The sequence below is a fragment of the Rhodococcus sp. T7 genome, from assembly GCF_009872365.1.
GTDB lineage: Bacteria > Actinomycetota > Actinomycetes > Mycobacteriales > Mycobacteriaceae > Rhodococcus_F.
On sequence record NZ_WXYH01000021.1, the window covers coordinates 1 to 24,781 of the forward strand.

A 24,781-nucleotide genomic window follows, 5' to 3' on the forward strand; every position below is an offset into this window, starting at 1 on the left:
CATCGTTCCGCAGATGAAGGCGACGCCGGGGATGCCGTTCCGGCAGGCCGTGGCCCGTCGTCAGGAGCGGGTGCGGCACATCATGCACACGTTGCCGGAGAACGCCCAGATCGCGATCCAGGAAAGCCTCCGGGCGGACGGCCTCGGCGACGAGTGGGGTCCGGGCGGCGCAGACACGGACCGAATGTACTTCGAAACAGCGGCATTCGAAGCGGGAGTTGCGAAGTGACGAGTGTGAAGGTCCCGATCGTCGTGGACGCCCCGCCGATCGGGCCTGCCGCAACAGAGAAGCGACGGAGGCCGCGTCTGTCGATCGCCGCGGTGGGGAAGTATTTGAAGGACACGCCCATTCGCAGCCTCGCGACGTTGGGTCGATCCGGTGAGCTGGCGGTGAACATCCTGAAATACACGGTATCCGACACGATCGCCCTGCGGTTGCCCCTCGAGGAAGTGGCCACGCAGATGTGGAAACTTCTCAAGGTCACCGCACTTCCCGCGCTGCTGATGGCGGTGCCGATCGGCGCCGAGGTCTCGGTGCAGGTCGGTGGAATCATGAACCAGGTCGGCGCGAACTCGCTGGCAGGAGCGGCGAGTGGGCTGGGCGTGGTGGGGCAGGGGGCACCGATGGCGGCGGGACTGCTGATGAGCGGTGCGGCCGCATCGGCGATCGCCTCCGATCTCGGTGCCCGCGCGATCCGCGAGGAGATCGAAGCGATCCGGGTCATGGGGATCGACCCCGTCCAGCGACTGGTCGTTCCTCGGTTCATCGCGATGGTCGCTATCGCACCGATGCTGTGCATCGTCATCGTCGCGGCGGGTGTGGCGGCGGGGCTGGTGATTTCGGCCAACGTCAACGACGTGGTGCCCGGCAGTTTCTGGCAGTCGTTCGGCTCGTTCGCCACACCGACCGATCTGGTCTTCTCCGTGCTCAAGTCGGTGATCTTCGCGGCGCTCGTCGTGTTGATCGCAAGCCTGCGAGGACTCGAAGCGAAGGGCGGTCCGAAAGGCGTAGCCAACGCGGTCAATGCCTCGGTGGTACTCAGCGTCTTCTGTATCTTCATGACCAATCTCCTGGTCAGCCAGATTCAGATGATGTTCTTTCCGGCCCGGTTGGCGTGACATGAACACACACTCCACACACCGCAGAGGCCCCGTCGGCGGAGTTCTGTTGCAACCGATTCGCTCGGTCGGTCGCGCTGCGACGTCGGTGATCGAGGAAATCGGACAGGTGACGGTCTTCACCGTCAAGACGATCGCATTGCTGCCCAAGACGCTGCGGCACTACCGCAAGCAGACCATGACCACCATGAACAACATGGCGTGGGGGAACGGATCCCTCGTCGTCGACGGCGGTGTCGTCAGCCTGATGTTCTTCCTGGGACTGGCCGTCGGCGCCGTGGTCGCGATCCAGGCGTTCATGGCCTTCGACCTGCTGGGCTTCGGCGCGCTGACCGGGATCATCGGATCGTTCGGCAACGTCCGGGTCATCGCCCCGATCATCACCGGAATCGGATTCGCCGCGCAGGCCGGCTGCCGGATGACCGCCGAGATCGGCTCGATGCGCATCTCCGAGGAGATCGACGCCACCGAATCGATGGGATTGCAGGCCATACCGTTCGTGGTCGGGACGCGGCTGATCGGCAGCATGCTGATCGTGATCCCCGGGTATCTGATGGCGCTCGTGGTCAGCTTCTTCACCGGAGGGTTGATCATCAAGACGTTTCACCATCAGCCTTCGGGTACCTACGATCACTACTTCAGCCAATTTCTCAGTGTTCCCGACCTCGTGGCGTCGCTGGTCAAGGCAGTCGTCTTCTGTGCCGTCGTCACGATGATCCACTGCTACTACGGATACTTCGCGGGTGGCGGGCCCGCAGGGGTGGGCGCGGCGTCAGGGCGAGCGATCCGGGCGAGCCTCGTCGCGATCGTCGTCCTGAATTTCTGTATGACTGTGGCGATCTGGGGCCTCAGTCCCGAACTGGTGTTCAAAGGATGAGTCAATGAGCAGAGCGAGGAGTCAGGACTTCCTGAGAGGGGTCCCCGGCCGTCAGAGCCGAGTGCTGCACGGGGCGGGGCTGGGGGTCGTCGTGACGACCTGCGCAGTGATCGCTGCAGTCTGGGTATACCCGAGCAGCGCGGACACGGAAGTTCTGCCGATCAGCATCGACGTCCCCTCCGTGGGCCCGGGTGTCGATTCCGGCACGAAGGTGATCCTGCGGGGCGGTGAGGTCGGTGTCGTCACCGGACTGGAACGGACCGGCGCGGACTCCGTCCGCATGGACCTTCAGCTGGATCCGGATCAGATCGGCGGCCTGACCGATGCTTTCGACGTCGACTTCCGGCCGCAGAACTACTTCGGATCCACCGCCGTCAATCTGGTCGGCAGGCCCGGCGGTTCCGGGCTGGAGGCACACCGCACGCTGGACCGCACGCCCACAGGAGATTTCACGATGTCGACCATGATCGAGAAGGGTTCGCTGGCCGTAGACGGCACCCTGACGGACTCGATGATCACCAGCTTGGACAAGGTCGTCCGGTACACCGACGGCCTGACACCGATGTTCGATGCGGCACTCGTGCTCGGCGACCGGATCGCCCAGACGCAGCAGGCACTTCCGGCCGACCTGCTCGGGCGAGTCAACGACGTCCTCGACGTGTTCCCGGCGTTCAATCGCCAGGCGATCGATTCGCTGACCCACATCTACAACAGCACCTACAACCAGCGACCCGACGGTTCGGTGGGGGTGGACGATCCGTTCATGGACGAGACGGACGCCGGTCTGACCCTGGCGGCCGGACAATTGTTCGGACAGGCCGGGCAGTTGCTGAAATCTCACGGTGACGAACTGGTACCGGTCACCGACGTGGTCTCGGAACTCGCGGGCGTGGTGCCGCACCTCTACGACGGTGGGGCGCGCCCCGAGCGACTGCGCACCGCCGTCGAGCGGCTGGACTCGGCGTTCGAGGACAGCGGCGACGGGCAGCGGCTCAATCTCCGGATCGTCCTGGACGATCTGCCCGCACTGGCGGCACCCCTGGCGTTGACCGGTGCCCCGCCGTCCGAGGACGGGGCCGGCCGATGAGCAGCCGAACCAGGTACATCGTCACTCTCGTCAAGCTCGCCGTCGCCGCCGCGGTCTCCGTGGTCCTCTTCATCATCGTGATCAGCGCGATGAAGAGCCCGGTGGCCAACGAGACAAACAGCTACACAGCAGAATTCACCGATGTCTCCGGACTCGGTGCACACGGGGACATCCGGACGAAGGGCGTCCGGATCGGCAAAGTCGAATCGGTCGAACTGATCCGGGACGGCGGGCGGAGTCTCGCGGAAGTGCACTTCACGATGGAGAAGCCGTACCAGCTCACCTCCGACACGATCCTCGCCGTGAAGTACCAAAACCTCACCGGCGTTCGCTACATCGACGCCGAATTCCCCGAAAATGCGGGCGAAGCAGTCGATCGACTGCCTGCCGACAAGACGCGGGCGTCGTTCGACATCACCGAGTTGTTCAACGGACTGCAGCCGGTACTCGCCACCATGAGCACCGACGACATCAACACCTTCACCGAGAACGCGATCTCGCTTCTGCAAGGAGACGGAAACGGACTGTCACCGATGCTCGAAGACGCACAGAAACTCGCGGGCCTCGCCCACGATCGCGAACAGGTCATCTCGACCCTCACCGGCAATCTCGCACGGATCTCCGACAGCATGGGAGGCCGGTCGCCCGAGGTCGTCGAGTTCCTGCGCTCGGTGAGTTTCCCCATCGCGAAGGCGATGACGGTCATCGACGAGTTCCCGAAGACGGCTGCGTTCGGCCCCGAATTCCTCACACCGATCAAGCGGTTGATCGATGCTCTCGGGCTGCAACCGGGAATGAACGTCGAGCAGATGCTGTCCGACGCCTTCGCGTCGGTGCCGGACACCGCGGAAGCGTTGCGACTGCTGCCGGTCGCCTTCGCCGGACTGCAGGTTCCGCAGACCGCCGCCGCAGGCCCGAATGGCCTCCAGTGCACGAACGGTGTGGCGCAGCTACCCACCGACGTCGAGGTCCTGCTGAGAGGGAGCGAGGTCGTCGTATGCAACCCGTGACGAAAAACCGTGCCCAGCGTATCGGCGGGGTGTCGAGCAGGGCGCGGGCGCTGGCCGGCACGGAGGTCGCGTTCGGCGCGGGCATCGTTCTCCTGGTGGTTTTCGCACTCGTGACCACCGCCGTCTTCTACGCGAACCCGCCGGGACGGATGTCGTTCTCGTTCCGTACCGACGACGCCTCCTCGATCGACATCGGCCAGGACGTCCGGGTGGCGGGCATCGGCGTGGGAACCGTCACGGACGTGTCGATCGAGCCGGACGCGGTACTGGTGACGGCGGAGATCGACGACGCGATACCGGTCGGCTCGGACTCCCGGGTGGAGGTGCGCATGCTCACCCCGGTCGGGGGGTACGCGATCACCCTCGTCCCTCTCGGTGTTGTGCCGCTCGGGGACACCCCGCTGCCCGTCGAGCAGGTCAGCGTTCCGTATTCGATCGGCGATGTGCTCCAGGCCGCGCCGCACACGACCGACAACGTCGAGGGCGGCACCGTCGACGCGAACCTCGACGAGATGGCCCGGGCGCTCGAGGAGAACCCGAATTCGATCGCGTCGATGATCTCGGGCCTGACGAGCATCGCCCGCGTGATGGATCAGCAGCGTGCGCAGGTCCGTACGATCGCTGATCTCGCCGCGGAGTATCTCCAGAGCTTCGAGGCCGACCAGGGCATGGTGTTCGAACTGATCCGCCAGATCGACGTGGTCCTCTCGACGTACAACACCACCCACGCCGGTTTCAACGAGGCCTATTCCCTGCTCGGCAACGTGCTGATGACGATTCAGCCGTTCGAGGGGTTCTATCTCGACCACAAGACGGAGGTACTCGACGCTGTGAACCACACGAAGGGTGTGATCGACGAGTTCCGGACGTCGATGGGCCCGGCCATCGACAATCTTCAGTCGTTGCGCACTCAGCTCGCCGAATGGCTGACACCCGAAGGAATGGCCGCGATCAAAGGCGGCACACTCATGGCCTCGGACTTCTGTGTCCCCGTTCCCGGACGGACGTGCTGAGATGTCCGGGAAATCACGCCTGATCGTCAAGGTGCTGGCCGTCGTGTGCGCGGCCGCCGCCGTCTGCGGCGCCGGTGTGGCGGTCGCGACGACGGGGGAGCCGGCAGACCGGTCGGCGTTCTGCGCGTTCATGCCCGACGCCATCGGCCTCTACACCGGCAACCCGGTCACCCAGATGGGTTACGAGGTGGGCCGTGTCGAAGGCATCGAGCCGCAGGGCGACCACGTGCAGGTCACCTTCTCGCTCGCGAGTGGCCGGTCCTATCCGTTCGACGTCCGAGCGGTCACCCGCTCGAAGTCCCTGCTCGCCGATCGGAGCCTCGAACTCGTCGGCAACTACACGACCGGTCCGGAACTCGCTCCGCAGCAGTGCATCCCGCTCGAGCACAGCCATACTCCGAAAAGCATCTCCGAGATCGCCGGTTCGGCAGCCGATTTCATCGATGCGATCGCTCCGGACGACGGTGAGGAGAACGTCCGGAAGACGGTGCTCGGTCTCGACGAGGCGCTCCGCGGCCAGGGAGAGAACGCCGCGGACATGATGAGGCATGCCGCCGAGGCCGCAGCCGATCCGGACAAACTCGTCGCCGACATCGGCTCGTCGATCGCGAACATGGCCCCGCTGACGGACGAAGCGCTCCGCCGGTGGAGTTCGATCCGGTCGATCGTGGAGCAGATGCCTGCCGTCGTGGCCGCGGGCATCGATCTGTGGCCCGGAGTCATCGAGGTGTGCGAGGGAATCGGCTGGCTGGTAGCGACTTTGCACGACATCCAGCAGAACTACGGCGCCGACATCTGGCCCTTCGTGCACGGACCGGCGACCGACGCCCTGAAGCTGGCGGCGACGCGGTCGAACGACATCGCAAGCCTGATCTCGACGATTCCGTCGGTTGCACCCTTCCTCGCGCAGCAGACGACGCGCGACGGCGCACTCACCATTGCCTACCAGCAGCCGACCGTGGCTCTGACGACCGCCGGAACCGAGGTGCCGATGGACCGGCTGCTCGACCTCGTGCGGACGGGAAGGAACTGAGATGAATCTGTCGAGAAGAACGCGGCAGTTTCTGTGCGCTGCCTCCGTGAGCGCGGTGGTGCTGACGGTGCCGGCCTGTTCCCTGGGGCCGGACGACCTGCCCTCGGTCCGCGGCGGCGTCGGCGACACCTACGACCTGTCGCTCGAGTTCGCCAGCGTGATGAATCTGCCCGCCGGTGCCGACGTGATGATGGACGGGTTGCGGGTCGGCGAGGTCCGGTCCCTGCAGGTGTCCGGATCGACGGTGACGGTGTCGGCCGGAATCGGAAGCGGCACGAGGATTCCCGCCGACGCGCGGGCGATCGTCCGCCAGGACACTCTGCTGGGCGACACCTACATCGCCGTCACCGCGGACGGCGAACGCTCCGCCGACGGCTACCTGCCCGCCGGTGGCACGATCCCCGTCGCCCGCACCATCTCGCCACCGCAGTTGGAGGACACCATCGCCGTCCTCGCGAACTTCGTCAACGGCGGCAGCATCCAGCGGATCGAGGATGTGATGGCCCGGGTCAATGCCGTCGTGCCGCCGCTCCCTGCCGTGCGCGACGTGGCGTCCGTGGCGGCGCTGGACATGCAGGATCTCGCTGCCCGGACGCAGGAGATCGACCGGACGCTGACGGGGTTGAACGAGACCGCACTGTCGTTCGACGATCGCACCGACGCCCTGTCGGCCATGTTCGACAGTTCCAGCGTTCACTACTGGCGGCGACTCGCGATCTCGGTGGTGTCGCACATCGGCCAGATCCTGCCCTCCGTCGGCAGCGTCTACGAAGGCGGACTGTGGATGGTGCCCATGCTGAACACGCTCGCCGACACGGGGGACGTGGCGCGCGACGTCTGGGACGAGGGCCCGGACACGACCGTGGTGCTGTCGCGTTTCCTGCGCAGCAGGATCGTGCCGTTCGCGCAGAAGCCTTCCGTCGAGATCGAGGGCATCGAATCCGCCGGGGGAGACCAGATCGTGGCCGACGCGGAGAATCTGCTCCGCATGCTGGGAGCAGTGAAATGACTGTCAAGACTTCGTTGTCGATTCTCGGCATGGTGGTGATCGCCGTGCTGTCCTTCCTCTACATGGGCCGGGCCGGCCTGCACGTCGCCCGGTTCGACGACGTACGCACCGCCACACTGGACGTGCCGGACACGAACGGACTCGTGGTCGGCTCCCGCGTGCTGCTCCGGGGGGTGGCGATCGGACACATCAGTGACGTGACGGCGTCGGCCGACCACATCGAGGTCGCGTGGAACTACGAGAGTGACCGGTCGATCCCCGCCGACAGCGAATTCCGCGTCGACAATCTGTCGGCGCTGGGCGAACCGTTCCTCGCGGTGCTGCCCTCGTCCGCCGCGGGGCCGTATCTCGAGGACGGGGCTACCGTCCCGGCGAACCAGGTCATGGTGCCCACGACGTTCAAGGAGCTCTCCGAGCGCCTGACCAGGCTCCTCGAACAGGTGGATCCCGTTCGGGTACAAGCGATCTTCGACACGATCGACGTCGCGCTCCCCGACGACTTCGCGGTCCTGAACAACCTCACGCGGGCCGGTGAACTACTCGCCGCGACGCTCACCCAGCAGTCCGACAACCTCACCACGCTGTTCGACACCCTGCAGCCCCTGCTGATGGACAGCGCGACCCTGCCGGAGGGATTCCGGGACACGACACCGATCGTCGCCGAGTTCGGCAGCGGGTTCCACGACGTGCTCGGCGGAATCCGGTTCGCCACCGAGAAGGGTCCGTTGCGCGACGGAATCGCCAACGGAGCAAGCCCTTTCATCGGGGAGCTGCAGACGTTCCTCGACCACACCGCCCCGGACCTGCAGGTGATCGGCGTGAATCTCCTGCCCTCGGTGCAGGCGGGGGCGGCGTCGATGCGGACCGTCGACGTGGGCCGCCTGCTCGACAACGTCATGGCGTCCACCGCATCCGGAGATGCACTGACGGTCCATCTCAGCCCGTCGGGACGGTAGAGCCAACCGCACCCCGAAAAGTCCTCGATCGTCCACCCCCGGAGATCGGACAGCCCAGTGAAAGGCGAACGATGCAGAAATCCATGGAACTCGTGAACTCCGGAACCGCCCCCGAGGCCGATCCCTCCGCTGGTGCGGGCGATCGTGAGCGTCGAGGCGGCAGGAACGTGCCGCTGCGGTCGGTGATGGTCGGGGGCCTGGTCGCCGTTCTCGTCGTCGCACTGGCGGTGCTCGGGTGGCAACTCCGGAGCACGACCGACGAACTCGACCAACTTCACGACGCGGCGGCGAGCAGGCAGCAGGCCGAACGGATCGCCCTCGACTACGCGACCGGCGCCGCAGAAATGGACTTTCGCGACCTGTCCGCGTGGCGAACACGGCTGACGGCGGGCACCGCCCCGGAACTGTCCAACCGACTCACCCAGGCCGCGACGTCGATGGAGCAGATCATCGCTCCACTCCAGTGGACGTCGAGCGCACAGCCGATCTCGGCGAAAGCCGAACCGGGACCGGACGGAACCTATTCGGTCGACTGCTTCGTCAGCGTCCTGACGAAGAACAGCCAGGCACCGGACGGACTGCAGTCGACCGCGACCTACAAGATGACGGTCGACAGCGGAAACGACTGGAAGATCACCGAGATCAGCGGAATCGACTCGGCACTCGACGGGGACAAGGCGCCGCGGTAGCCGGAGTTCGGAGCAGTCCGCCGGCGGCGTCGTACCTCGCGTACTCAGTCGCCGGCAGGCAGCGCGGCGGGAACAACCGATGGGACCAGGAACGTGCGGATCTTTTCCCGGAACCGTTCCAGCGAACCGGTGCCGCCGTTCAGTTGGCTGATACACATGATCTCGAGTTCCGAGATCCATTCGCACAGCAATGTCAGATCCAGGTCGGCGCGGAGGTCGCCGGCCTCCTGCGCCTCGCGCAGAATCGGCTCCCACAGCTCACTCGTCAGTTCGACGGCCTTGCCCGACGTGGTCAGCAGGGAGTTCGCCAGGGTCATCTCCGAGGGGGAGACGAGCAGGTGGACCATGGGGTCCCGCAGACCGCTCTCGACGTTCTGGCAGATGCCCTCGACGAGTCGCTCCTCGATCGTGGGCCACTTCGCGATGAAGGCCCGGGCGGGCGTCATGTTCTTGCGCGCCCGCCGCGCGACCGATTCGATGATCAGACTCTCCCGGTCCGAGAAATACCGGTAGACCGTCGCGCGGGACATGTCCGCGGCGCGGGCGACGTCCTCCATCGTCGTCTTGGTGATCCCGAAGCGTTCGAAGCACGACTCCGCTGCGCTGAGGATCGTCGAGCGGACGTCGGTCGCGGAGTCGTTTCCAGTCCTTGCAGCCACCAGGAAACAGTACAACCACGATCTGCCGTGAGACGCTAGACAACGAATGTCTCATGTGCCACTCTCGGTGTATGGAGCGCGAAGACAAGATCACACTCACCGAGCGACTGATCGCACACGTCGACAACAACAGCACCGACTACGCGGACGACCTGCTTCGAGTGCCGTTCTCGGTGTTCAACGACCCCGAACTCGCCGAACGCGAGCGCACGGTGGTCCGGCGGCTGCCGCACATCGTCGCCCACGTCGACGAGCTGAAGAAGGCAGGCGACTTCGTCACGACCGAACTGATCGGCACGCCGCTACTGGTGGTCAAGCAGACGGACGGCAGCGTCAAGGCCTTCTCCAACGTCTGCAGGCACCGGGGCTCGAAGGTGGAGTTCGAGGAAGCCGGCTGCAAGCGCGTCTTCAGCTGCCCCTATCACAACTGGGCGTACGGCCGCGGGGGAGATCTGCGGGGAATGCCGCACGCGGAAGGCTTCGACGGCATGGACCGTTCGCAGTACGGGCTCGTCGAATTTCCCTGCGAGGTGCGGCACGGCCTGGTCTGGGTGGTTCCGACGGTCGGCGCCGAACTCGACATCGCCGGGATTCTCGGCGCCAAACACGACGCGGAGGTGACGGACACCGGCATGGCCGAGTCGTTCCAGGTGCGCAAGGAGACCTGGAAACTGGACATGAACTGGAAGATCGCCGTCGACGGCGTCCAGGACTCGTACCACCTGTGCCAGTTGCACACCAAGACCGTGTGCAACTACCTCGAGGGCAACATCACCGCCTACGACCTCGTCGACCGTTCGTGGCGAATCGTCGTGGCCCGCAAGTCGATCACCGAGGTTCGCGGCGCAGACCCCGACTCGTTCGACGTCCGCGACTACTCCCTCGCGAACTACACGATCTACCCGGGCACGATGCTCGTGACCGAGCCCAACCACTTCGAGATCTGGACGATCGTGCCCGACACCGAAGATCCCAACGTGTCGTACTGCACCATTCGCCTTCTGTCCCCGAAGGAACCCGAGACTCCGCGGGAGAAGCGGGTTCTGGACAAGAACTGGGAACTCCTCATGGAGACCCTGCACGCCGAGGACTGGTTCGTCACGAAGACGATCACGGCCAACGCGGCGCACGGTCAGGTCGACGAGCTGATCTACGGACGCAACGAACTCCCCGGTCAGGTGTTCCACAAGATGATCACCCGCGATGCCGAGGAGGTCGCTCGGCAGGAGGCCGCGGCCGGCGGTGTGCGGTGACGACGGGCGACCTGCGCCGATCGTCGCCCGCACCCGGGGTGCTGCAACTCGACCTCGCTCGGCCCGAAGTGCACAACGCGATCACCCTCGGCCTGCAACGTGAACTCGATGCCGCGCTCGCCGAAGCGGCGGACGATCCGGACGTCCGGGTGGTGCTGCTGGCGGGAGAGGGTACCGCCGCGTTCTCCGCGGGATACGACCTGAAGGAACTCCGGGCGATGACGGCGGACGCCTGTGTCCTCAGCCTGCTCGAACGGGACGAACTGCTGTGGAGGTACTTCACTTTCCCCAAACCCACCGTCGCCGCAGTCCAGGGCATGGCCTACGGCGCGGGCACCCTGCTGGCGGTGTGTTCCGATTTGCGCGTGGGAGGTCCCGCCACCCGCATCACCGTCACCGCGGCGAAATACGGCGGCGCCAACCTCACGTGGGTGCTCGACCACCTGATCGGTGCCGGGCTCGCCCGCGATCTGCTGATGACGTCGCGGGCGGTCACCGGTGAGGAGGCCCACCGGATGGGGCTCGTCTCCCGGTACGCGGCCGACGGCGACGTGCTCGGCGCCGCGCTGGAGGCGGCCGGGGAGATCGCCGCGCAGCCGCCCGAGTCGATGCGCGAGATCAAGACTCTGCTGCTCGACGGACCGGGACGCGACCTGCGGTCCCGGTACGACCGGGAGAACGTCGCGTCGCGCACGACCCTCCGGCCACGTCCGGTCGAGGAGACATTCGGCTCGTACTTCGGACGGCGTGCCCGGTGACCCGCGTCTCGACTCCCGACGACATCTGGAGTCCCAGCTGGGACGACCCGTTCGAACCGACCGTGGACGGCGACGACGAGTTCGCGGAACTGGCCGACGCCCTGCGCTCGGTGCAGGAGGCCGTCACCCGCAGCTGTCCGACGCCCGACGCGGCTAGTTGCGCGGCGCGTACGCTCCGCGACCTCGCAGCACGACTGGCGGAGTTCGAGGTCGGCGAGGACGAACAGATCGCCGGCCGGCGCTGGGACCTTCCCGGCCGAGCGCAGGCGCTGACGCCGGCCCTCCACGTCGACGAGGTGACCGCGACCCGGGCGCGGGGGCGCGTCACGGTCGGCAGATTCCATTCCGGGCGCTACGCGATGAACGGCGGCGTGACGCCGCTGATCTTCGACGAGATTCTCGCGCGCCTCGCCAACAGCTCCGGCAGGCACTGGGCGCGCACGGCGTACCTGCACGTCAACTACCGCGCCCCCGCGCCGCTCGGCGTCGAATTGCGCGTCGAAGCGGAGTTGGCCGGGCAGGAGGGCCGCAAACGATTCCTGCGCGGTGCGATGTATCACGGCGACGTCCTCGTCGCCGACGTCGACGGACTCTGGATCGAATTGAAACCGGAACAGACACAGAACGTCTCGCTGGCCGTCGGCCGGGGAGCGGAGGAGGGTTCATGAGTGGGTACTCGCTGCTGGACGGCGTTCGGATCCTCGAGGTCGCGCAGCTGGCGCCGTCGTCGCTCGGCGGGCATCTCGCCGATCTGGGTGCGGACGTGATCAAGATCGAATCCGGTCCGCTCGGGGATCCGGTGCGCATCGGCGGCAGCCGTGCCGTCGGAGACGAGGACGGTCCTGCGTTCATGCACCTGCGATGGAATCGCGGAAAGCGCAGCGTCGCACTCGATCTGCGCACCCCCGAGGGCAAGCAGGCGTTCCTCGACCTCGCGCGGTCGTGCGACGCGGTCATCGAGGGCATGCGGGGCGGGTACCTCGACTGGCTCGGCGTCGGCTACGAGCAACTGCGACAGGTGAATCCGAAGATCGTGCTGTGCACGGTGTCGGGCATGGGCACCGACGGCCCGTACCGCGTTCTCGGCACCGGTGGTCCGGTGTTCGATGCGTACGCCGGGCTCCGTGAGGTCGGCACTCCCGCGGAGCCGCCGACCGAGGGGATGGCGGGATCCACGACGCCGCCGATCGCGATGTACGCGCTCGGCGCCTACGGGGCGATGGGCCTGCTCGCCGCGCTGCACAAGGCCGGAGCCACCGGCACCGGCTGCCACGTCGAGGTGGCGGGCATCGACGTCGCCGCCGCGTGGATGCCGGACCTCGTGGACGCGGAGTTGAACAGGGACCGCTCGATTCCCCGGCCGACCTGGCTGCCGGACGGGCGGCTGCCCGACTGGCCACGGCTCGAGGCCTACCGCACCAGCGACGGCGAGGCGATCCTGTTCGGTTCGCACGTGGAGAAGTTCTGGCACAACTTCCTGGCCGCGGTCGGGCGTGACGACCTGATCGGCGTCGACCTCACGGGGACGGACGACGGCGCCCCCGCCCGCGCGGACCTGGTGTGGCGGGCGCTGACGGAGATCTTCGCGCAGCGCACCCGCGCCGAGTGGGTGCAGCTGTTCCTCGAACACGGCATCGCGGGAGGCCCGGTCAACAGCGTGGCCGACATGCTCGACGACCCGCACTTCCGGGCGCGGGACAACACCTACCGGGTCGACTACCCCGGGGTCGGTGAGCTCGAACTCGTGGTCAGCCCCGTGCGTGTCGCCGGGGAGAAGTTCGCGCCGGCGCTGCCACCGGTCGTGGGCGCGGACACCTCGGAGGTGCTGCGGACGGTGGCGCAGTACGACGCCGCGCGGATCGCCGCGGCAACCGAACCGGCGAGCCCCCGGCGCGAGGCCCCGTCCGCCGGCTGACCGCGCGCACTCCGCAGAAGCGACACCCACACGAAACAAGTTGTGTGGGTGTCGTTTTCGTGCGAAAGACCGGTACTGCCGGGTGCCCGAAATTTCCGAATCTAGCATTGCGTCATTTGCCTATAGCTGTTAGGTTTACGGCACACGAAGTGAGGGTGGTCACACCCGGTCGACGAGCACGAGGAGCACAGATGAATCTCGCGGACCTGACCCGGTTCTGGGGTAAAACGCGTTCGCAACAGCAGGCCATCGTGTTCGGGGACACGTCGCAGACCTGGGCCGAGGTCGACGCGATCACCGACGCACTCGCCCGCGGCCTCGCAGCCCGGGGCGTCCGCAAGGGGGACCGGGTGGCGGTGATGATGCTCAATCGCCCCGAACTCGCCCACATCATCCTTGCGACGCTCAAGCTCGGCGCCATCAGCGTGCCGCTGAACTTCCGGCTCACCGGCAAGGAGCTGGCGCCGATGGTGCTCGACTCCGCGCCGCGCGTGGTGATCGTCGAGGACGGTTTCGCGTCGCTGCTCGAGGTCGCCGCCGAGCAGGCGGAGTTCGAGACCTACGCGATCGGGGGCAGTGCCCATCCGCCGTACGAGCGGCTGATCGACCCAGGGACCGCGCCCGTCGTCGCCATCGACGCCGACGACCCCGGCTTCATCTGCTACACCTCGGGCACCACCGGCGTGCAGAAGGGCGCTCTGATCACCCACCGCAACGCAATGACCCCCGGCATCTCGCAGTCGATCACGTTCGGCTTCTCGTCCCGCGACCGGGTGCTGTGCTCCGCCCCGCTGGTGTACACCGGTTCGATCCTGTCGATCTTCATGCAACTCGTCGTCGTGCCCGGCGCGACAATGGTCCTGCTGCGCGAATACGACCCGGAGATCGCCCTCGACACGTTCGAGCGCGAGCAGATCACGGCCACCACGACCGTCCCCGTGATCTGGGAACGGATGACGATGCTGCCTGACTTCGGCACCCGTTCGCTCGCGAAGTTTACGTTCGCCGGCACCGGTGGCGCCCCCGTCAGCCTCGACCTGCTCGACTTCTACCGCTCGCACGGCATCCCGCTCACCCAGTGCTACGGCCTCACCGAGGCGTCCGGCATGGTCTCGACGCTCGCCTACGAGGACGCCCTGTCCCGTCCCGGCTTCGCGGGGCTGCCGCTGGTCGGCACCCACATCCGGATCGGGGATCCGGGAGTCGACACCCCGGCCGGGGAGGTCGGCGAGATCCTGGTCCGCGGCGAGCACGTGCTGCGGGAGTACTGGAACAAGCCCGAGGCCACCGCGGCGACCCTCGGCGACGGATGGCTGCGCACCGGCGACCTCGGCATGCAGGACGAGGGCGGATTCCTGAAGATCGTCGACCGCAGCAAGGACATGCTGATCTCCGGGGGCCTCAACGTCTACCCCGCCGAGATCGAGAAGGCGCTGCACGGCATCGAGGGCCTGGTCGACCTCGCGGTCATCGGCGTCAAGGACGACCGCTGGGGCGAGGTGCCGATGGTGGTGTTCCACAGCGAGCGCCCGGCCGCCGAGATCGTCGCCGACATCGCCGAGGTCGCCGGCGAGAACCTGGCGAAGTTCAAGCGTCCCAAGCACGCCGTCGCGCTGGGCGAACCCCTGCCGCGCACCTTCTCCGGCAAGCTCGCCAAACCGTCTCTGCGCCAGCGCTTCCCCGAGGTGCCCGCCGACGCCCTCGCCGTCGACGGCACCGTCACCCCCGTCTAGGAAGACCCTCCAGTTCGAGGCTTCATCCCCCGCGGTTCCCCCCTTCGAGAGGAATGCACATCGTGGCCCCAACTCGTGAAGTCGACATCTCCCAACTCATCGACGCCGCACCGGTGTCGGCCCTCCAGAAGCGTGCCATCGCGCTCTGCCTGGCGCTCGCGATCCTCGACGGCATGGACGCCCAGCTGATCGGATTCGCGATTCCCGCGCTGTCCGAGGACTGGGGACTGTCCAAGGCCTCGTTCGGGCTGCTGCTGGCGCTCAGCAGCGGCGCGATGGTCGTCGGCAGCCTGCTGTTCGGTCCCGTTGCCGACCGCTGGGGCCGGCGACGGGTGATCCTGCTGTGCACCGTGCTGTTCGCGGTGTTCACCCTCGCGTCCGCGTTCGCGCCGTCGATGGGGGTGCTGATCGTGCTGCGGATCCTCGCCGGAATCGGACTCGGCGGCGTCACCCCGAACCTGATCGCGCTGACCAGTGAGTACAGCCCGGCGCGCAGCCGCTCCACCCTGGTCACCATCGTCGTCGCGGGAATGTCGCTGGGCGGCTTCCTCGGCGGACTCGCTGCCGCCCAACTGATTCCGGCGTACGGCTGGCAGTCGATCTTCGTGGCCGGTGGCGTCCTCCCGCTGATCGTGGCAGCGTTCGCGTGGGCCGGGCTGCCGGAATCGGGCAAGTTCCTCGCGGCCCGGGGCGATCACGCCGGCGCCGCGAAGATCCTCTCGGCGATCGCCCCGCAGGCGGGCATCACCGGATCTGTGACGTTCACTGTGGACGCCGCCGTGGCCACCAAGTCGCCCATCCGGGAACTCTTCGCCGGCGGCCGGGCGCTGGACACGGTCCTGCTGTGGGTCGTGTTCGTCATCAACTTCCTGGTCATCTACTTCCTGTTCGGGTGGATGCCGTCGCTGTTCAGCCAGGCTGGGCAGAGCCCGTCCAATGCGATCCTCGCCGCGGCGCTGTTCAACCTCGGCGGCATGGCGGGCGCGCTGTCGATCGGGTGGATCACCGACCGCGTCGGCACCGCGTGGCGCCGGTCCCGGGGCTCGGACGCCGCGTACGCGGTGGTGATGGCCGGCTACACACTCGGCGCCCTGTTCATCGGCGTCGTCGCGATGTTCCTGGCGAACTCCACCCTGCTGCTGATCACGATCTGCATCGTCGGATTCGGGATGTCCGGCAGTTCGGCGGGCATCATCGCGATCGCGGCGTCGATCTACCCGGTGGCGGCACGCTCGACCGGCATCGGATGGGCCATGGGAATCGGACGGGTCGGGTCCATCGCCGGGCCCACCCTCGGCGCCGCCCTGATCGCGGCCGGGATGGACGCCCGCACGATCTTCCTGCTGATGATCGTGCCGACCGCCGTCGCCGTCCTCACTCTCGGTACGCTGTTCGTGCGGGAACGGCTGCGCGGGCGCACCGTCGTCGGGGCCGCGGAGTCGACCGCCGTCGCTGCCGAGGCGCACTGAGCCATGCGATCCGTCACGTCGAGGGCCACGTCGTATTGCAGGCTGTGTGCCTCCTCGTGCGGGGTCCTGCTCGACATCGAGGACGGGCGGATCGCACGGGTGCTCGGCGACGCCCACCATCCGATCTCCGGCGGGTACACCTGCCCGAAGGGGCGCCGCGGCGGCGACCTCGTCCACGGACCGGACCGGCTCACCACGTCGATGCGGCGAACCGCCGCAGGCACCCACGAGCCGGTGCCGGTGGCGCGGGCGATCACCGACATCGCAGACCGGCTGCGCGCCATCGTGGACCGGCACGGACCGGACTCGGTCGCGCTGTTCATGGGGACGCAGCAGAACTTCGCCGCACTCACCCCGCCGATGGCCCGGGCCTGGTTCCGGGGCACCGGCTCGCACAAGTTGTTCTCCACGATGACCATCGACCAGTCCGCGAAATGGGTTGTCGCCGAAAGGATGGGAACGTACCTCGGCGGTCGGCAGCGATTCGAGGACGCCGACGTGTGGTTGCTCGCGGGAACCAACCCCGTCGTCTCCGGCAACGGCGGCGACGGGGACGGCGCGGTGGTGCAGAACCCGTCCGTCACGCTGAGGGCGGCGCGGGAGCGGGGCCTGCGGCTCATCGTCGTCGACCCGCGACGCACCGAGACCGCGGCTCTCGCCGACATCCATCTGGCGCCCCGGCCGGGGACCGACGCGGTGCTGTTCGCCGGTCTCCTGCACGTCGTCCTCACCGAGCGCCTCCACGACGCCGGCTTCTGCCACCGGTACACGGCCGACCTGGCCGTGCTCGCCGACGCCGTCGCCGGCGTGACCCCCGACGTCGTGCAGCGGATCTGCGGTGTTCCGGCAGAGCGGATCCGCGACGCGGCACGAGTGTTCGCAGGCGCGGCGCGGGGCATGGCGACCAGCGGCACCGGGTTGTGCATGGGCCCGCACTCGAACCTCGCGGAACACCTCGTCGCGGCCCTGAACGTGGTGTGCGGCCGGTACCTGCGCGAGGGGGAGCGGGCCGACGATCGCGCCGTCCTGACCCGGCACCAACCGGCTCGCGCGGAGGTCGCGCCGGCCACCCGGGCATTCGAGCGCGGATTCCGCAGCCGGATCGGTGGGGTCAGGGCGATCCGCGGTGAACTTCCGTCCGGCATCCTCGCCGACGAGATCCTCGAACCGGGCCCCGGCCGGGTGCGGGCACTGATCGTCTCCGGCGGCAACCCGGCGGCGGCGCTGCCCGATCGCGGGAAAGCGTTGCGCGCGATGCGATCACTCGACCTGCTGGTGTGCGTCGACCCGCGCATGTCGGACACCGCGCGGCTCGCCGACTACGTGATCGCGCCGACCACGATGTACGAGCGCGCCGATCACACCGCGATCATGGAGCCGTTCTTCCCGCAGCCGTTCGCGCAGTACACCCCCGCAGTCGTGACCGCGCCGCCCGGCGTCGTCGACGACTGGCAATTCTTTCTCGACCTCGCCGCCGCCTCCGGGCAGCCCGTCAAGTTCGCCGGTCGCATCCTCGACTCTGCCGCGCCACCGACGTCCGAACAGTTGCTGGCGATGACGGCCGAACGGGGACGCGTCCCGTTCGCCGACCTGGTCGCCGCCCCGCACGGACACCTCGCCGGACGCAGCGGCGCCGTCGTGGGTCCGGCGGCCGAGGAGAGCGCCGGGCACCGCCTGACGCTGATGCCCGACGACGTGCGCGCCGAACTGCGCGCAGCGCTGACGGACAGGACTGTCGCAGCACAGTTCCCGCTCCTGCTGACGGTGCGGCGGATCCGCGAGGCCGTCAACTCCACCGGCACCCGCGTGCCGGGACTTGTTCCGGGTGGCGCCAACCCCGCGAGCCTGCACCCGGACGACCTCGCCGCCGTGGGCATCGCCGACGGGCAGGCGGTGACCGTGCGCTCGGCGTCCGGGCACTTGCGTGCGACCGCGCGGGCGGACGCCACCCTGGCCCGCGGCACCGTGTCGATGACGCACTGCTTCGGCAGCGTCGACCCGCGCGACGACGTCGGAGTGAACGTGAACGCGCTGACCGGTACCGGCGACGGCGTCCAGTCGATCAACGCGATGCCCACCATGACCGCGGTTCCCGTCGCGGTCGAGCCCACCACCATCGAACAGGACGTGTGATGACGACGGCAGAACCGATTGCCGGGCACCGGATCTGCCCGCTGTGCGAGTCGACGTGCGGGCTGCTGGTCGAACTCGACGGTCGCGCCATCACGCGGGTCGCGCCGAACCCCGACGACGTGATGAGCGCCGGGCACAGTTGCGCGAAGGGGCTCGGTCTCGGCCGCATCGAGGGCGACCCGGACCGGATCCGGACCCCGCTCCTGCGCACCGCAGACGGTGGGTTCCGCGAGGCCGGCTGGGACGAGGCGTTCGCCGAGATCGAGCGCCGGCTACCGGAGTTCGTCACCGGCGACCCGGGCAGCTGCGCCGTCTACCACGGGAATCCGGCCGCCCACCACCTGGATTCGACGTTCTACCTGGGTGAGCTGATCGGTGCGGTCGGCACGCGGAACATCTACTCGCCTGCCAGCGTCGACACCTGGCCGAAGAACCTCGCACACATGCTGCTGTACGGCACCGGACTGGGCATGAGCCTGCCCGACCTCGACCGCACCGACTACCTGCTGATCCTCGGCTCGAACCCGATGGTCTCCAACGGCAGCACCGTCACCGCGCCCGGCATGCACCACCGCCTGCAGGCGTTGCGCGAGCGGGGCGGCACCCTCGTCGTGGTGGATCCGGTGCGCACCCGCACCGCCGAGGTCGCGGATCTGCACGTGCCGATCCGGCCCGGGACCGACGCCCTGTTCCTGCTCGGGGTGCTGTCCGTCATCGCGTCCGAGGGGCTGTCCAGATCCGACCGCGTGCCTGCTGTGGTGGACGGCCTGGACGCCGCTCTCGCGATGGCGGCGGACTTCGACCCCGACGCCGTCGCCACCGCGTGCGGGATCGACGCCGACCTGATCCGCGCGGTGGCCCGGGGTTTCGCGGGCGCGCCTGCAGCGGTGGCGCATTCGCGGATCGGGACGTGCATGCAGGAGTTCGGCACCCTCGCGAACTGGCTCGTCGAGGTACTCACCATCGTCACCGGCAACCTGGACCGGCCTGGAGGGGCGATGTTCGCGCTGCCGCCGGCAGGCGGGCAGAACACCTGGCCGGTGACCCGACCGCCGAAGCTGATGTTCGACCGGTGGCGTTCGCGAGTGCGGGGGCTGCCGGAGGCGATGGGGGAGTTGCCCGCGGTGTGCTTCGCCGAGGAGATCCTCACGCCCGGACCGGGCCGTACCCGGGCGCTGATCACCCTCGCCGGGAACCCGGCCCGCTCCCTGCCCAACAGCGGGGCGATCGAGGAGGCGCTCGGCGCCCTCGACTTCATGGTGTCGGTGGACTGCTACCTCAACGAGACCACCCGCCACGCCGACGTGATCCTGCCGCCGCCACCGCTCGCGACCCGCGGCCACCACGACGTGACGCTGGCGCACTTCCAGATCCGGAACGTCGCCCGGTACACCCCACCCCTCCTCGACCTCGCCGAGGGTGAGCTGGCGGAATGGCAGATCCTGCTGCGGATCGCCGCGATCGCCAAGGAAACCCCGCGCCGCCCGGTCGAGGAGATGGACGACGAGGTGGCCGCCGTCGCCGCCCGGCGCGCCGCGAAACTCGCCGGCTGCGAGGTGGAACAGGTTCTGCACGCCGTCACCGACCGGCGCGGCCCCCAACGACTGCTGGACCTGCGTCTGCGCAGCGGACCCTACGGCGACCGTTTCGGGCTCGACCCGGACGGGCTGACTCTCGCACTGCTGGAGGCCAACCCGGACGGCATCGACTACGGGCCGCTGACACCGCGCGTCCCGGAGGTGCTGCGCACCCCGGACGGGCGGATCGACCTGATGCCGGCGATGATCGCTGCGGATCTGCCGCGGGTGCGGGCGAGCACGACCCGGGCCGCCCCGGATCTGCTGCTGATCAACCGGCGTCAACGGCGCGGCATGAATTCGTGGCTGCACAATGCCCTGCCCCAACCGGACGGCGGCCAGTGCGCCCTGCTGATCAGCCCACGCGATGCTGCCGAGCGCGGCCTGGTCGGCGGCGACCGGGTGGCGGTGACGTCCAAGGTCACCACCGTGACGGCCGAACTACGGATCGACGACGCATTGCGTCCCGGTGTGGTGAGCATGCCGCACGGGTGGGGCCACGACGGGCCGGGCCTGCGGACATCCCGGTCGGCGTCGGTGCCCGGCAGCAACTACAACGCCCTGGTGGACGACACCACCGACCTCGAGGCGCTGACGGCGTCCCCGATCTTCAACGGCGTCCCGGTCACCGTGACGCGCACGAGCGAGGAGCATCCCTGATGGCGTACGTGGTCACCCAGAACTGCTGCAACGACGCGACCTGTGTCGCGGTCTGCCCCGTCGACTGCATCCACCCGACTCCCGCCGAGCGGGAGTACACGCGCACCGAGATGCTGTACATCGACCCGGGCACCTGCATCGACTGCGGCGCCTGCTCCGACGTGTGCCCGGTGGACGCGATCGTGCCCGGCGACGCCCCCGCACCCGACATCGACCGGTACCGGGAGATCAATGCCGAGTACTTCCAGCGGAATCCCCGCAGCGCCCCGCCCGGTGCCCATGTGCAACCGCTCCCGCTCACCCTCGCGACCACCGGTGTCACCGACCCCCCGGCGCTGCGGGTGGCGATCGTCGGATCGGGACCGTCCGCGTTCTACGCCGCCGAGGAACTGCTGGCCCGCCGCGACATCGCCGCCGAGGTCACCATGTTCGAACGGCTTCCCGTCGCAGGCGGACTCGTGCGGTTCGGCGTCGCGCCGGACCACTGGCACACGAAGACGGTGGACCGGGTGTTCAACCGGACCGCGCGACGCGACGGCTTCACCTTCCACCTCGGCGTCGAGGTGGGGCGGGACGTGACGCTCGACGAGGTGCTGGCCCACCACCACGCGGTGATCCACGCGTCCGGGGCGTCGGGGGACCGGCGCCTCGGCATCCCCGGCGAGGACCTGCCGGGCAGCTACGCCGCCCGGGAGTTCGTCGCCTGGTACAACGGTCACCCCGATCACGCCGAGCGCACCTTCGACCTGTCCGCGCGCCGCGCCGTCGTGGTCGGCAACGGCAACGTCGCCCTGGACGTCGCCCGCATCCTCGTCTCCGACGTGAAAACCCTGCGCCGCACCGACATCGCCGACCACGCCCTCGCCGTACTGGCCGACAGCCGGGTCGAGGAGGTGGTGGTGCTCGGCAGGCGGGGACCCGAGCACGCGGCCTGCACCACGCCGGAACTGCTCGCGCTCGGCTCGCTGCCGGGCATCGACGTCCTCGTCGACGGTCCGGTCACGGCAGGTCCGGACGCACCGGCCAAGCTGCGGATCCTCGCCGAATACGCCCGGCGGGAGGCGACGCCGGGGAACAAGCGCATCGTGCTGCGCTTCGGTACCTCCCCGCGAGAGGTGCTCGGTGCGGGCCGTGCCGAGTCCCTTCTGGTGGCCCACGGCGACACCGTGGACCGAATCGAGTGCGGTCTGATCCTCCGGGCGGTCGGGTACCGCGGACTGCCGATCGACGGCCTCCCGTTCGACGAGGCCGCCGGAACCGTCGCCAACGCCGGGGGCCGGGTCGCGCTGCCGGACACCGGGGAGACCGTCCGCGGGCACTATGTGGCGGGCTGGATCAAACGCGGTGCGACCGGTGTGATCGGCACCAATCGCTACTGCGCGGCGGAGACCGTCGAGGCACTCCTCGCCGATCACCGCGCGGGACTGCTCGCCGCCCCCACCGCGGCCGCTGCGGACCTGGCGGCGCTGGTGCGCGAACGCAGGCCCGACGCGCTCGGCGGTGCGGACTGGCGCGCGATCGACCGCTTCGAGCGCGAGCGCGGCCGCGAGGAGGGCAGGCCCCGCATCAAGATCGTCGACGCCCGGCAGGCAGCCGTCGTCGCGGGTGCGGCCGCCCGGTGAGTCCGGCGGACACGACCCGGGTGCACACCTTCTGCCGCATCTGCGAACCGGGGTGCGGCCTGCTCGCCGAGGTCCGGGACGGCGAAGTGCTCCGGCTGCAACCGGACCGGGATCATCCCGTGCACAAGGGGTTCTCCTGCCACAAGGGTGTGCACTACCTCCAGGTGCACCAGGATCCGGATCGCCTCGACCGGCCGCTGAAGCGGAAAAATCCGCGGAGCGAGGAGCGCGGCGTCTTCGAACCCGTCGAGTGGGACGTCGCGGCGCGCGAGATCGCCGACAGGCTCGCGGAAGTGCGGCACCGATACGGACGGGGCGCGCTCGCCGTCTATCAGGGCAACCCGTCGGCGTTCAACGGCGCCTACTACGCGAACGCCGCCACGATTGCGCGCGGCTTCGACACCCGGATGCGCTTCAGTGCGGGAACCCAGGACACCTCGGCCAAATATGCTGCGAGTGAAGCGATCTACGGGGCGTCGATGGCGCATCCGATTCCCGACCTACTGCACACCGACTACTTCCTGTGCGTCGGCAGCAACCCGCAGGTCTCGCACATGACGCTGATCCACATCTCGGATCCGATGGCCAAGATCCGTGCCGTAAAGAGTCGCGGCGGGACAGTGCTGTTCGTCAATCCGCGCCGTATCGAGTCGTCGTCGCCGGAGACCGGGGACGTGCTGCTGATCAAGCCGGACACCGACTTCTACTTCCTCGCCGGAATCCTGCACGAGATCGTCTTCCGGATCGGGTATGACAGGGCCGAGGTGGAACGTCACGCTCGCCGCGTCGACGAGTTGCTCGACTTCGTCCAGCAGTACCCGGTCGACCGGATCGCCGCGGTCACCGGCATCGAGGCCGACACGATCCGGGAGGTCGCCGACGACTTCTGCGCGGCACCGAGCGCGAGCATCTACATGGCGACCGGAGTGAACCAGGGTCGCCAGGGCACCCTGGCCTACTGGATGCTCACCATGATCAGTCTGTTCTCCGGCAACCTCGGCAGGCGCGGCGGCAACATCTACTCGCGCGGCGTCGCCGACGTGGTGCAGGGCTCGAAGCGTAAACGGGAGGACCCGTTCTACGACGGTCCCTTCGGTGAGATGCGCACCGTCGGCGGCGATCTGCCCGCCGCGCTCCTGCCGGACCTCATCGAGAACCCGGAGGACCCGATCCGCGCGCTGATCGTGGTGTCGGGCAACCCGCTGCTGTCGGTCGGCGGCGACGACCGGCTGCGCCGGGCGTTCGAGCAGTTGGACCTGATCGTGACCGTCGATCTGTACCGCACGGTCACCGGTGAGATGGCGGACTATCTTCTGCCCGCCACGGACTGGCTGGAACGGGAGGACGTCAACTTCCTCAACACGATGGGTGTGGCGATGGAGCCGTACGTGCAGTACACGCCCGCCGTCGTCCCCGCAAAGGGGGAGCGCCGCGACGACTGGTGGATCCTGTCCCGCATCCAGCAGGCGATGGGCGTCCCCACCCTGCTCGACGACCCGGACCCCAATCCGTTCGCCGCGGTCGACGCGATGATGCGGGACTCCGGCCTGAGCATCGATCTCCTCGCGACCATGCCCTGCCAGACCGCGGTGCTGCCGGAGGCCGAACCGTCGCACGTGTTCAGTATCGCGGTCCAGCACGACGACGGCCTGATCGACTGCTGTCCCGCGCTGTTCCAGCGCTCCTACCGGACCGCGGAACGCATCCTCGAGGAGCTGGCCGCGGAGCCCGCCGACCAACTCAAACTGATCACCCGGCGCACCCACTACATGGTCAACAGCTGGCTGCACAACCTTCCGGTGCTCAAACAGGGCGTCCACCAGAGCAATCCGCTGTGGATGCACCCGGACGACGCGCGCCGCCGGGACCTCGTCGAGGGCGACGACGTCACCGTGCGCAACCGCCACGGGGAGGTCGGCGCGATGCTGGTCTACGACGACACCCTCCGGCCGGGCGTCGTGGCGATGACCCACGGCTGGGGGCAGGGCACCGCCCGGGGGCTGGACGTCGCGAGGCGCAACCCGGGTGTGAACGTCAACCGTCTCGCGCCCACCGGGACGGACGGCTACGACCCGCTGAGCAATCAGTCGCAGCTCACCGGCATCAACGTCGAGGTGGTGCGCCTCCGGCATCGCCGCGGGCGCCCTGCAGCGCCACGACCGCGGCGTCGAGTGCGGCTCCCCGGTCGCGCACCGACGGGTAGCCGGCG

20 protein-coding genes and 1 pseudogene are annotated in these 24,781 nt (G+C 68.4%); 20 read left to right on the forward strand and 1 reads right to left on the reverse strand.

What is annotated here, in order from left to right; all coding sequences use genetic code 11:
* The 10 genes and pseudogenes from MLGJGCBP_RS51380 to MLGJGCBP_RS03070 form a co-directional block, all read left to right on the forward strand.
* Nucleotides 1-229: pseudogene (locus MLGJGCBP_RS51380) on the forward strand (hypothetical protein); the annotation flags it as partial.
* Between the two features lie 77 nt (nucleotides 230-306).
* On the forward strand, nucleotides 307-1,119 hold the full coding sequence (locus MLGJGCBP_RS03030) for an ABC transporter permease (RefSeq protein WP_225929464.1): 813 nt from the start codon (nucleotides 307-309) through the stop codon (nucleotides 1,117-1,119).
* A 1-nt stretch (nucleotide 1,120) separates the two neighbouring features.
* Nucleotides 1,121-1,996, forward strand: coding sequence for an MlaE family ABC transporter permease (locus MLGJGCBP_RS03035; RefSeq protein WP_201452946.1), 876 nt, complete (start codon nucleotides 1,121-1,123; stop codon nucleotides 1,994-1,996).
* A 4-nt stretch (nucleotides 1,997-2,000) separates the two neighbouring features.
* Nucleotides 2,001-3,083, forward strand: coding sequence for an Mce family protein (locus MLGJGCBP_RS03040; RefSeq protein ID WP_160094006.1), 1,083 nt, complete (start codon nucleotides 2,001-2,003; stop codon nucleotides 3,081-3,083).
* On the forward strand, nucleotides 3,080-4,093 hold the full coding sequence (locus MLGJGCBP_RS03045; protein WP_160094007.1) for an MlaD family protein: 1,014 nt from the start codon (nucleotides 3,080-3,082) through the stop codon (nucleotides 4,091-4,093). Before MLGJGCBP_RS03040 ends, MLGJGCBP_RS03045 begins: the two co-directional genes overlap by 4 nt.
* On the forward strand, nucleotides 4,081-5,106 hold the full coding sequence (locus MLGJGCBP_RS03050) for an MlaD family protein (RefSeq protein ID WP_442972074.1): 1,026 nt from the start codon (nucleotides 4,081-4,083) through the stop codon (nucleotides 5,104-5,106). Before MLGJGCBP_RS03045 ends, MLGJGCBP_RS03050 begins: the two co-directional genes overlap by 13 nt.
* 1 nt (nucleotide 5,107) lies before the next feature.
* Nucleotides 5,108-6,139 carry an MlaD family protein gene (locus tag MLGJGCBP_RS03055; RefSeq protein ID WP_160094008.1) on the forward strand — a complete coding sequence of 344 codons (1,032 nt, stop codon included), beginning with the start codon at nucleotides 5,108-5,110 and terminating at the stop codon, nucleotides 6,137-6,139.
* 1 nt (nucleotide 6,140) lies between these two features.
* Nucleotides 6,141-7,148, forward strand: a complete 1,008-nt coding sequence (locus tag MLGJGCBP_RS03060) for an MlaD family protein (protein ID WP_124395539.1) — start codon at nucleotides 6,141-6,143, stop codon at nucleotides 7,146-7,148.
* Nucleotides 7,145-8,104 carry an MlaD family protein gene (locus tag MLGJGCBP_RS03065; protein ID WP_160094009.1) on the forward strand — a complete coding sequence of 320 codons (960 nt, stop codon included), beginning with the start codon at nucleotides 7,145-7,147 and terminating at the stop codon, nucleotides 8,102-8,104. The genes MLGJGCBP_RS03060 and MLGJGCBP_RS03065 overlap by 4 nt, the downstream gene beginning before the upstream one ends.
* 71 nt (nucleotides 8,105-8,175) lie before the next feature.
* Nucleotides 8,176-8,793, forward strand: a complete 618-nt coding sequence (locus MLGJGCBP_RS03070) for a hypothetical protein (protein WP_160094010.1) — start codon at nucleotides 8,176-8,178, stop codon at nucleotides 8,791-8,793.
* 44 nt (nucleotides 8,794-8,837) lie between these two features.
* Here the strand turns inward: MLGJGCBP_RS03070 and MLGJGCBP_RS03075 are convergent, their stop codons facing one another.
* Nucleotides 8,838-9,452 (reverse strand): TetR/AcrR family transcriptional regulator, encoded by a 615-nt coding sequence (locus tag MLGJGCBP_RS03075; RefSeq protein WP_160094011.1) that lies wholly within the window; start codon nucleotides 9,450-9,452, stop codon nucleotides 8,838-8,840.
* A 71-nt stretch (nucleotides 9,453-9,523) separates the two neighbouring features.
* On the opposite strand from MLGJGCBP_RS03075, the gene MLGJGCBP_RS03080 reads away from it, so the two are divergent.
* The 10 genes from MLGJGCBP_RS03080 to MLGJGCBP_RS03125 form a co-directional block, all read left to right on the forward strand.
* Nucleotides 9,524-10,705, forward strand: a complete 1,182-nt coding sequence (locus MLGJGCBP_RS03080) for an aromatic ring-hydroxylating oxygenase subunit alpha (RefSeq protein ID WP_160094022.1) — start codon at nucleotides 9,524-9,526, stop codon at nucleotides 10,703-10,705.
* Nucleotides 10,702-11,463 carry an enoyl-CoA hydratase/isomerase family protein gene (locus MLGJGCBP_RS03085; protein ID WP_160094012.1) on the forward strand — a complete coding sequence of 254 codons (762 nt, stop codon included), beginning with the start codon at nucleotides 10,702-10,704 and terminating at the stop codon, nucleotides 11,461-11,463. Before MLGJGCBP_RS03080 ends, MLGJGCBP_RS03085 begins: the two co-directional genes overlap by 4 nt.
* Nucleotides 11,460-12,131 carry a PaaI family thioesterase gene (locus tag MLGJGCBP_RS03090; RefSeq protein ID WP_160094013.1) on the forward strand — a complete coding sequence of 224 codons (672 nt, stop codon included), beginning with the start codon at nucleotides 11,460-11,462 and terminating at the stop codon, nucleotides 12,129-12,131. Before MLGJGCBP_RS03085 ends, MLGJGCBP_RS03090 begins: the two co-directional genes overlap by 4 nt.
* Nucleotides 12,128-13,378: a CaiB/BaiF CoA transferase family protein gene (locus tag MLGJGCBP_RS03095; RefSeq protein ID WP_160094014.1), complete on the forward strand. Its 1,251-nt coding sequence runs from the start codon at nucleotides 12,128-12,130 to the stop codon at nucleotides 13,376-13,378. Before MLGJGCBP_RS03090 ends, MLGJGCBP_RS03095 begins: the two co-directional genes overlap by 4 nt.
* A gap of 191 nt (nucleotides 13,379-13,569) precedes the next feature.
* A complete protein-coding gene (locus MLGJGCBP_RS03100) occupies nucleotides 13,570-15,111 on the forward strand; it encodes a class I adenylate-forming enzyme family protein (RefSeq protein WP_160094015.1) in 1,542 nt (513 codons plus the stop codon).
* A gap of 62 nt (nucleotides 15,112-15,173) precedes the next feature.
* A complete protein-coding gene (locus MLGJGCBP_RS03105) occupies nucleotides 15,174-16,580 on the forward strand; it encodes an MFS transporter (RefSeq protein ID WP_160094016.1) in 1,407 nt (468 codons plus the stop codon).
* A 3-nt stretch (nucleotides 16,581-16,583) separates the two neighbouring features.
* Nucleotides 16,584-18,713, forward strand: a complete 2,130-nt coding sequence (locus MLGJGCBP_RS03110) for a molybdopterin-containing oxidoreductase family protein (RefSeq protein ID WP_160094017.1) — start codon at nucleotides 16,584-16,586, stop codon at nucleotides 18,711-18,713.
* Nucleotides 18,713-20,950 carry a molybdopterin-dependent oxidoreductase gene (locus tag MLGJGCBP_RS03115; RefSeq protein WP_160094018.1) on the forward strand — a complete coding sequence of 746 codons (2,238 nt, stop codon included), beginning with the start codon at nucleotides 18,713-18,715 and terminating at the stop codon, nucleotides 20,948-20,950. The genes MLGJGCBP_RS03110 and MLGJGCBP_RS03115 overlap by 1 nt, the downstream gene beginning before the upstream one ends.
* Nucleotides 20,950-22,572, forward strand: coding sequence for an FAD-dependent oxidoreductase (locus MLGJGCBP_RS03120; RefSeq protein ID WP_160094019.1), 1,623 nt, complete (start codon nucleotides 20,950-20,952; stop codon nucleotides 22,570-22,572). Before MLGJGCBP_RS03115 ends, MLGJGCBP_RS03120 begins: the two co-directional genes overlap by 1 nt.
* On the forward strand, nucleotides 22,569-24,781 hold a 2,213-nt coding region (locus MLGJGCBP_RS03125), incomplete at its 3' end, for a molybdopterin-containing oxidoreductase family protein (protein ID WP_236580896.1). The genes MLGJGCBP_RS03120 and MLGJGCBP_RS03125, both read left to right, overlap by 4 nt.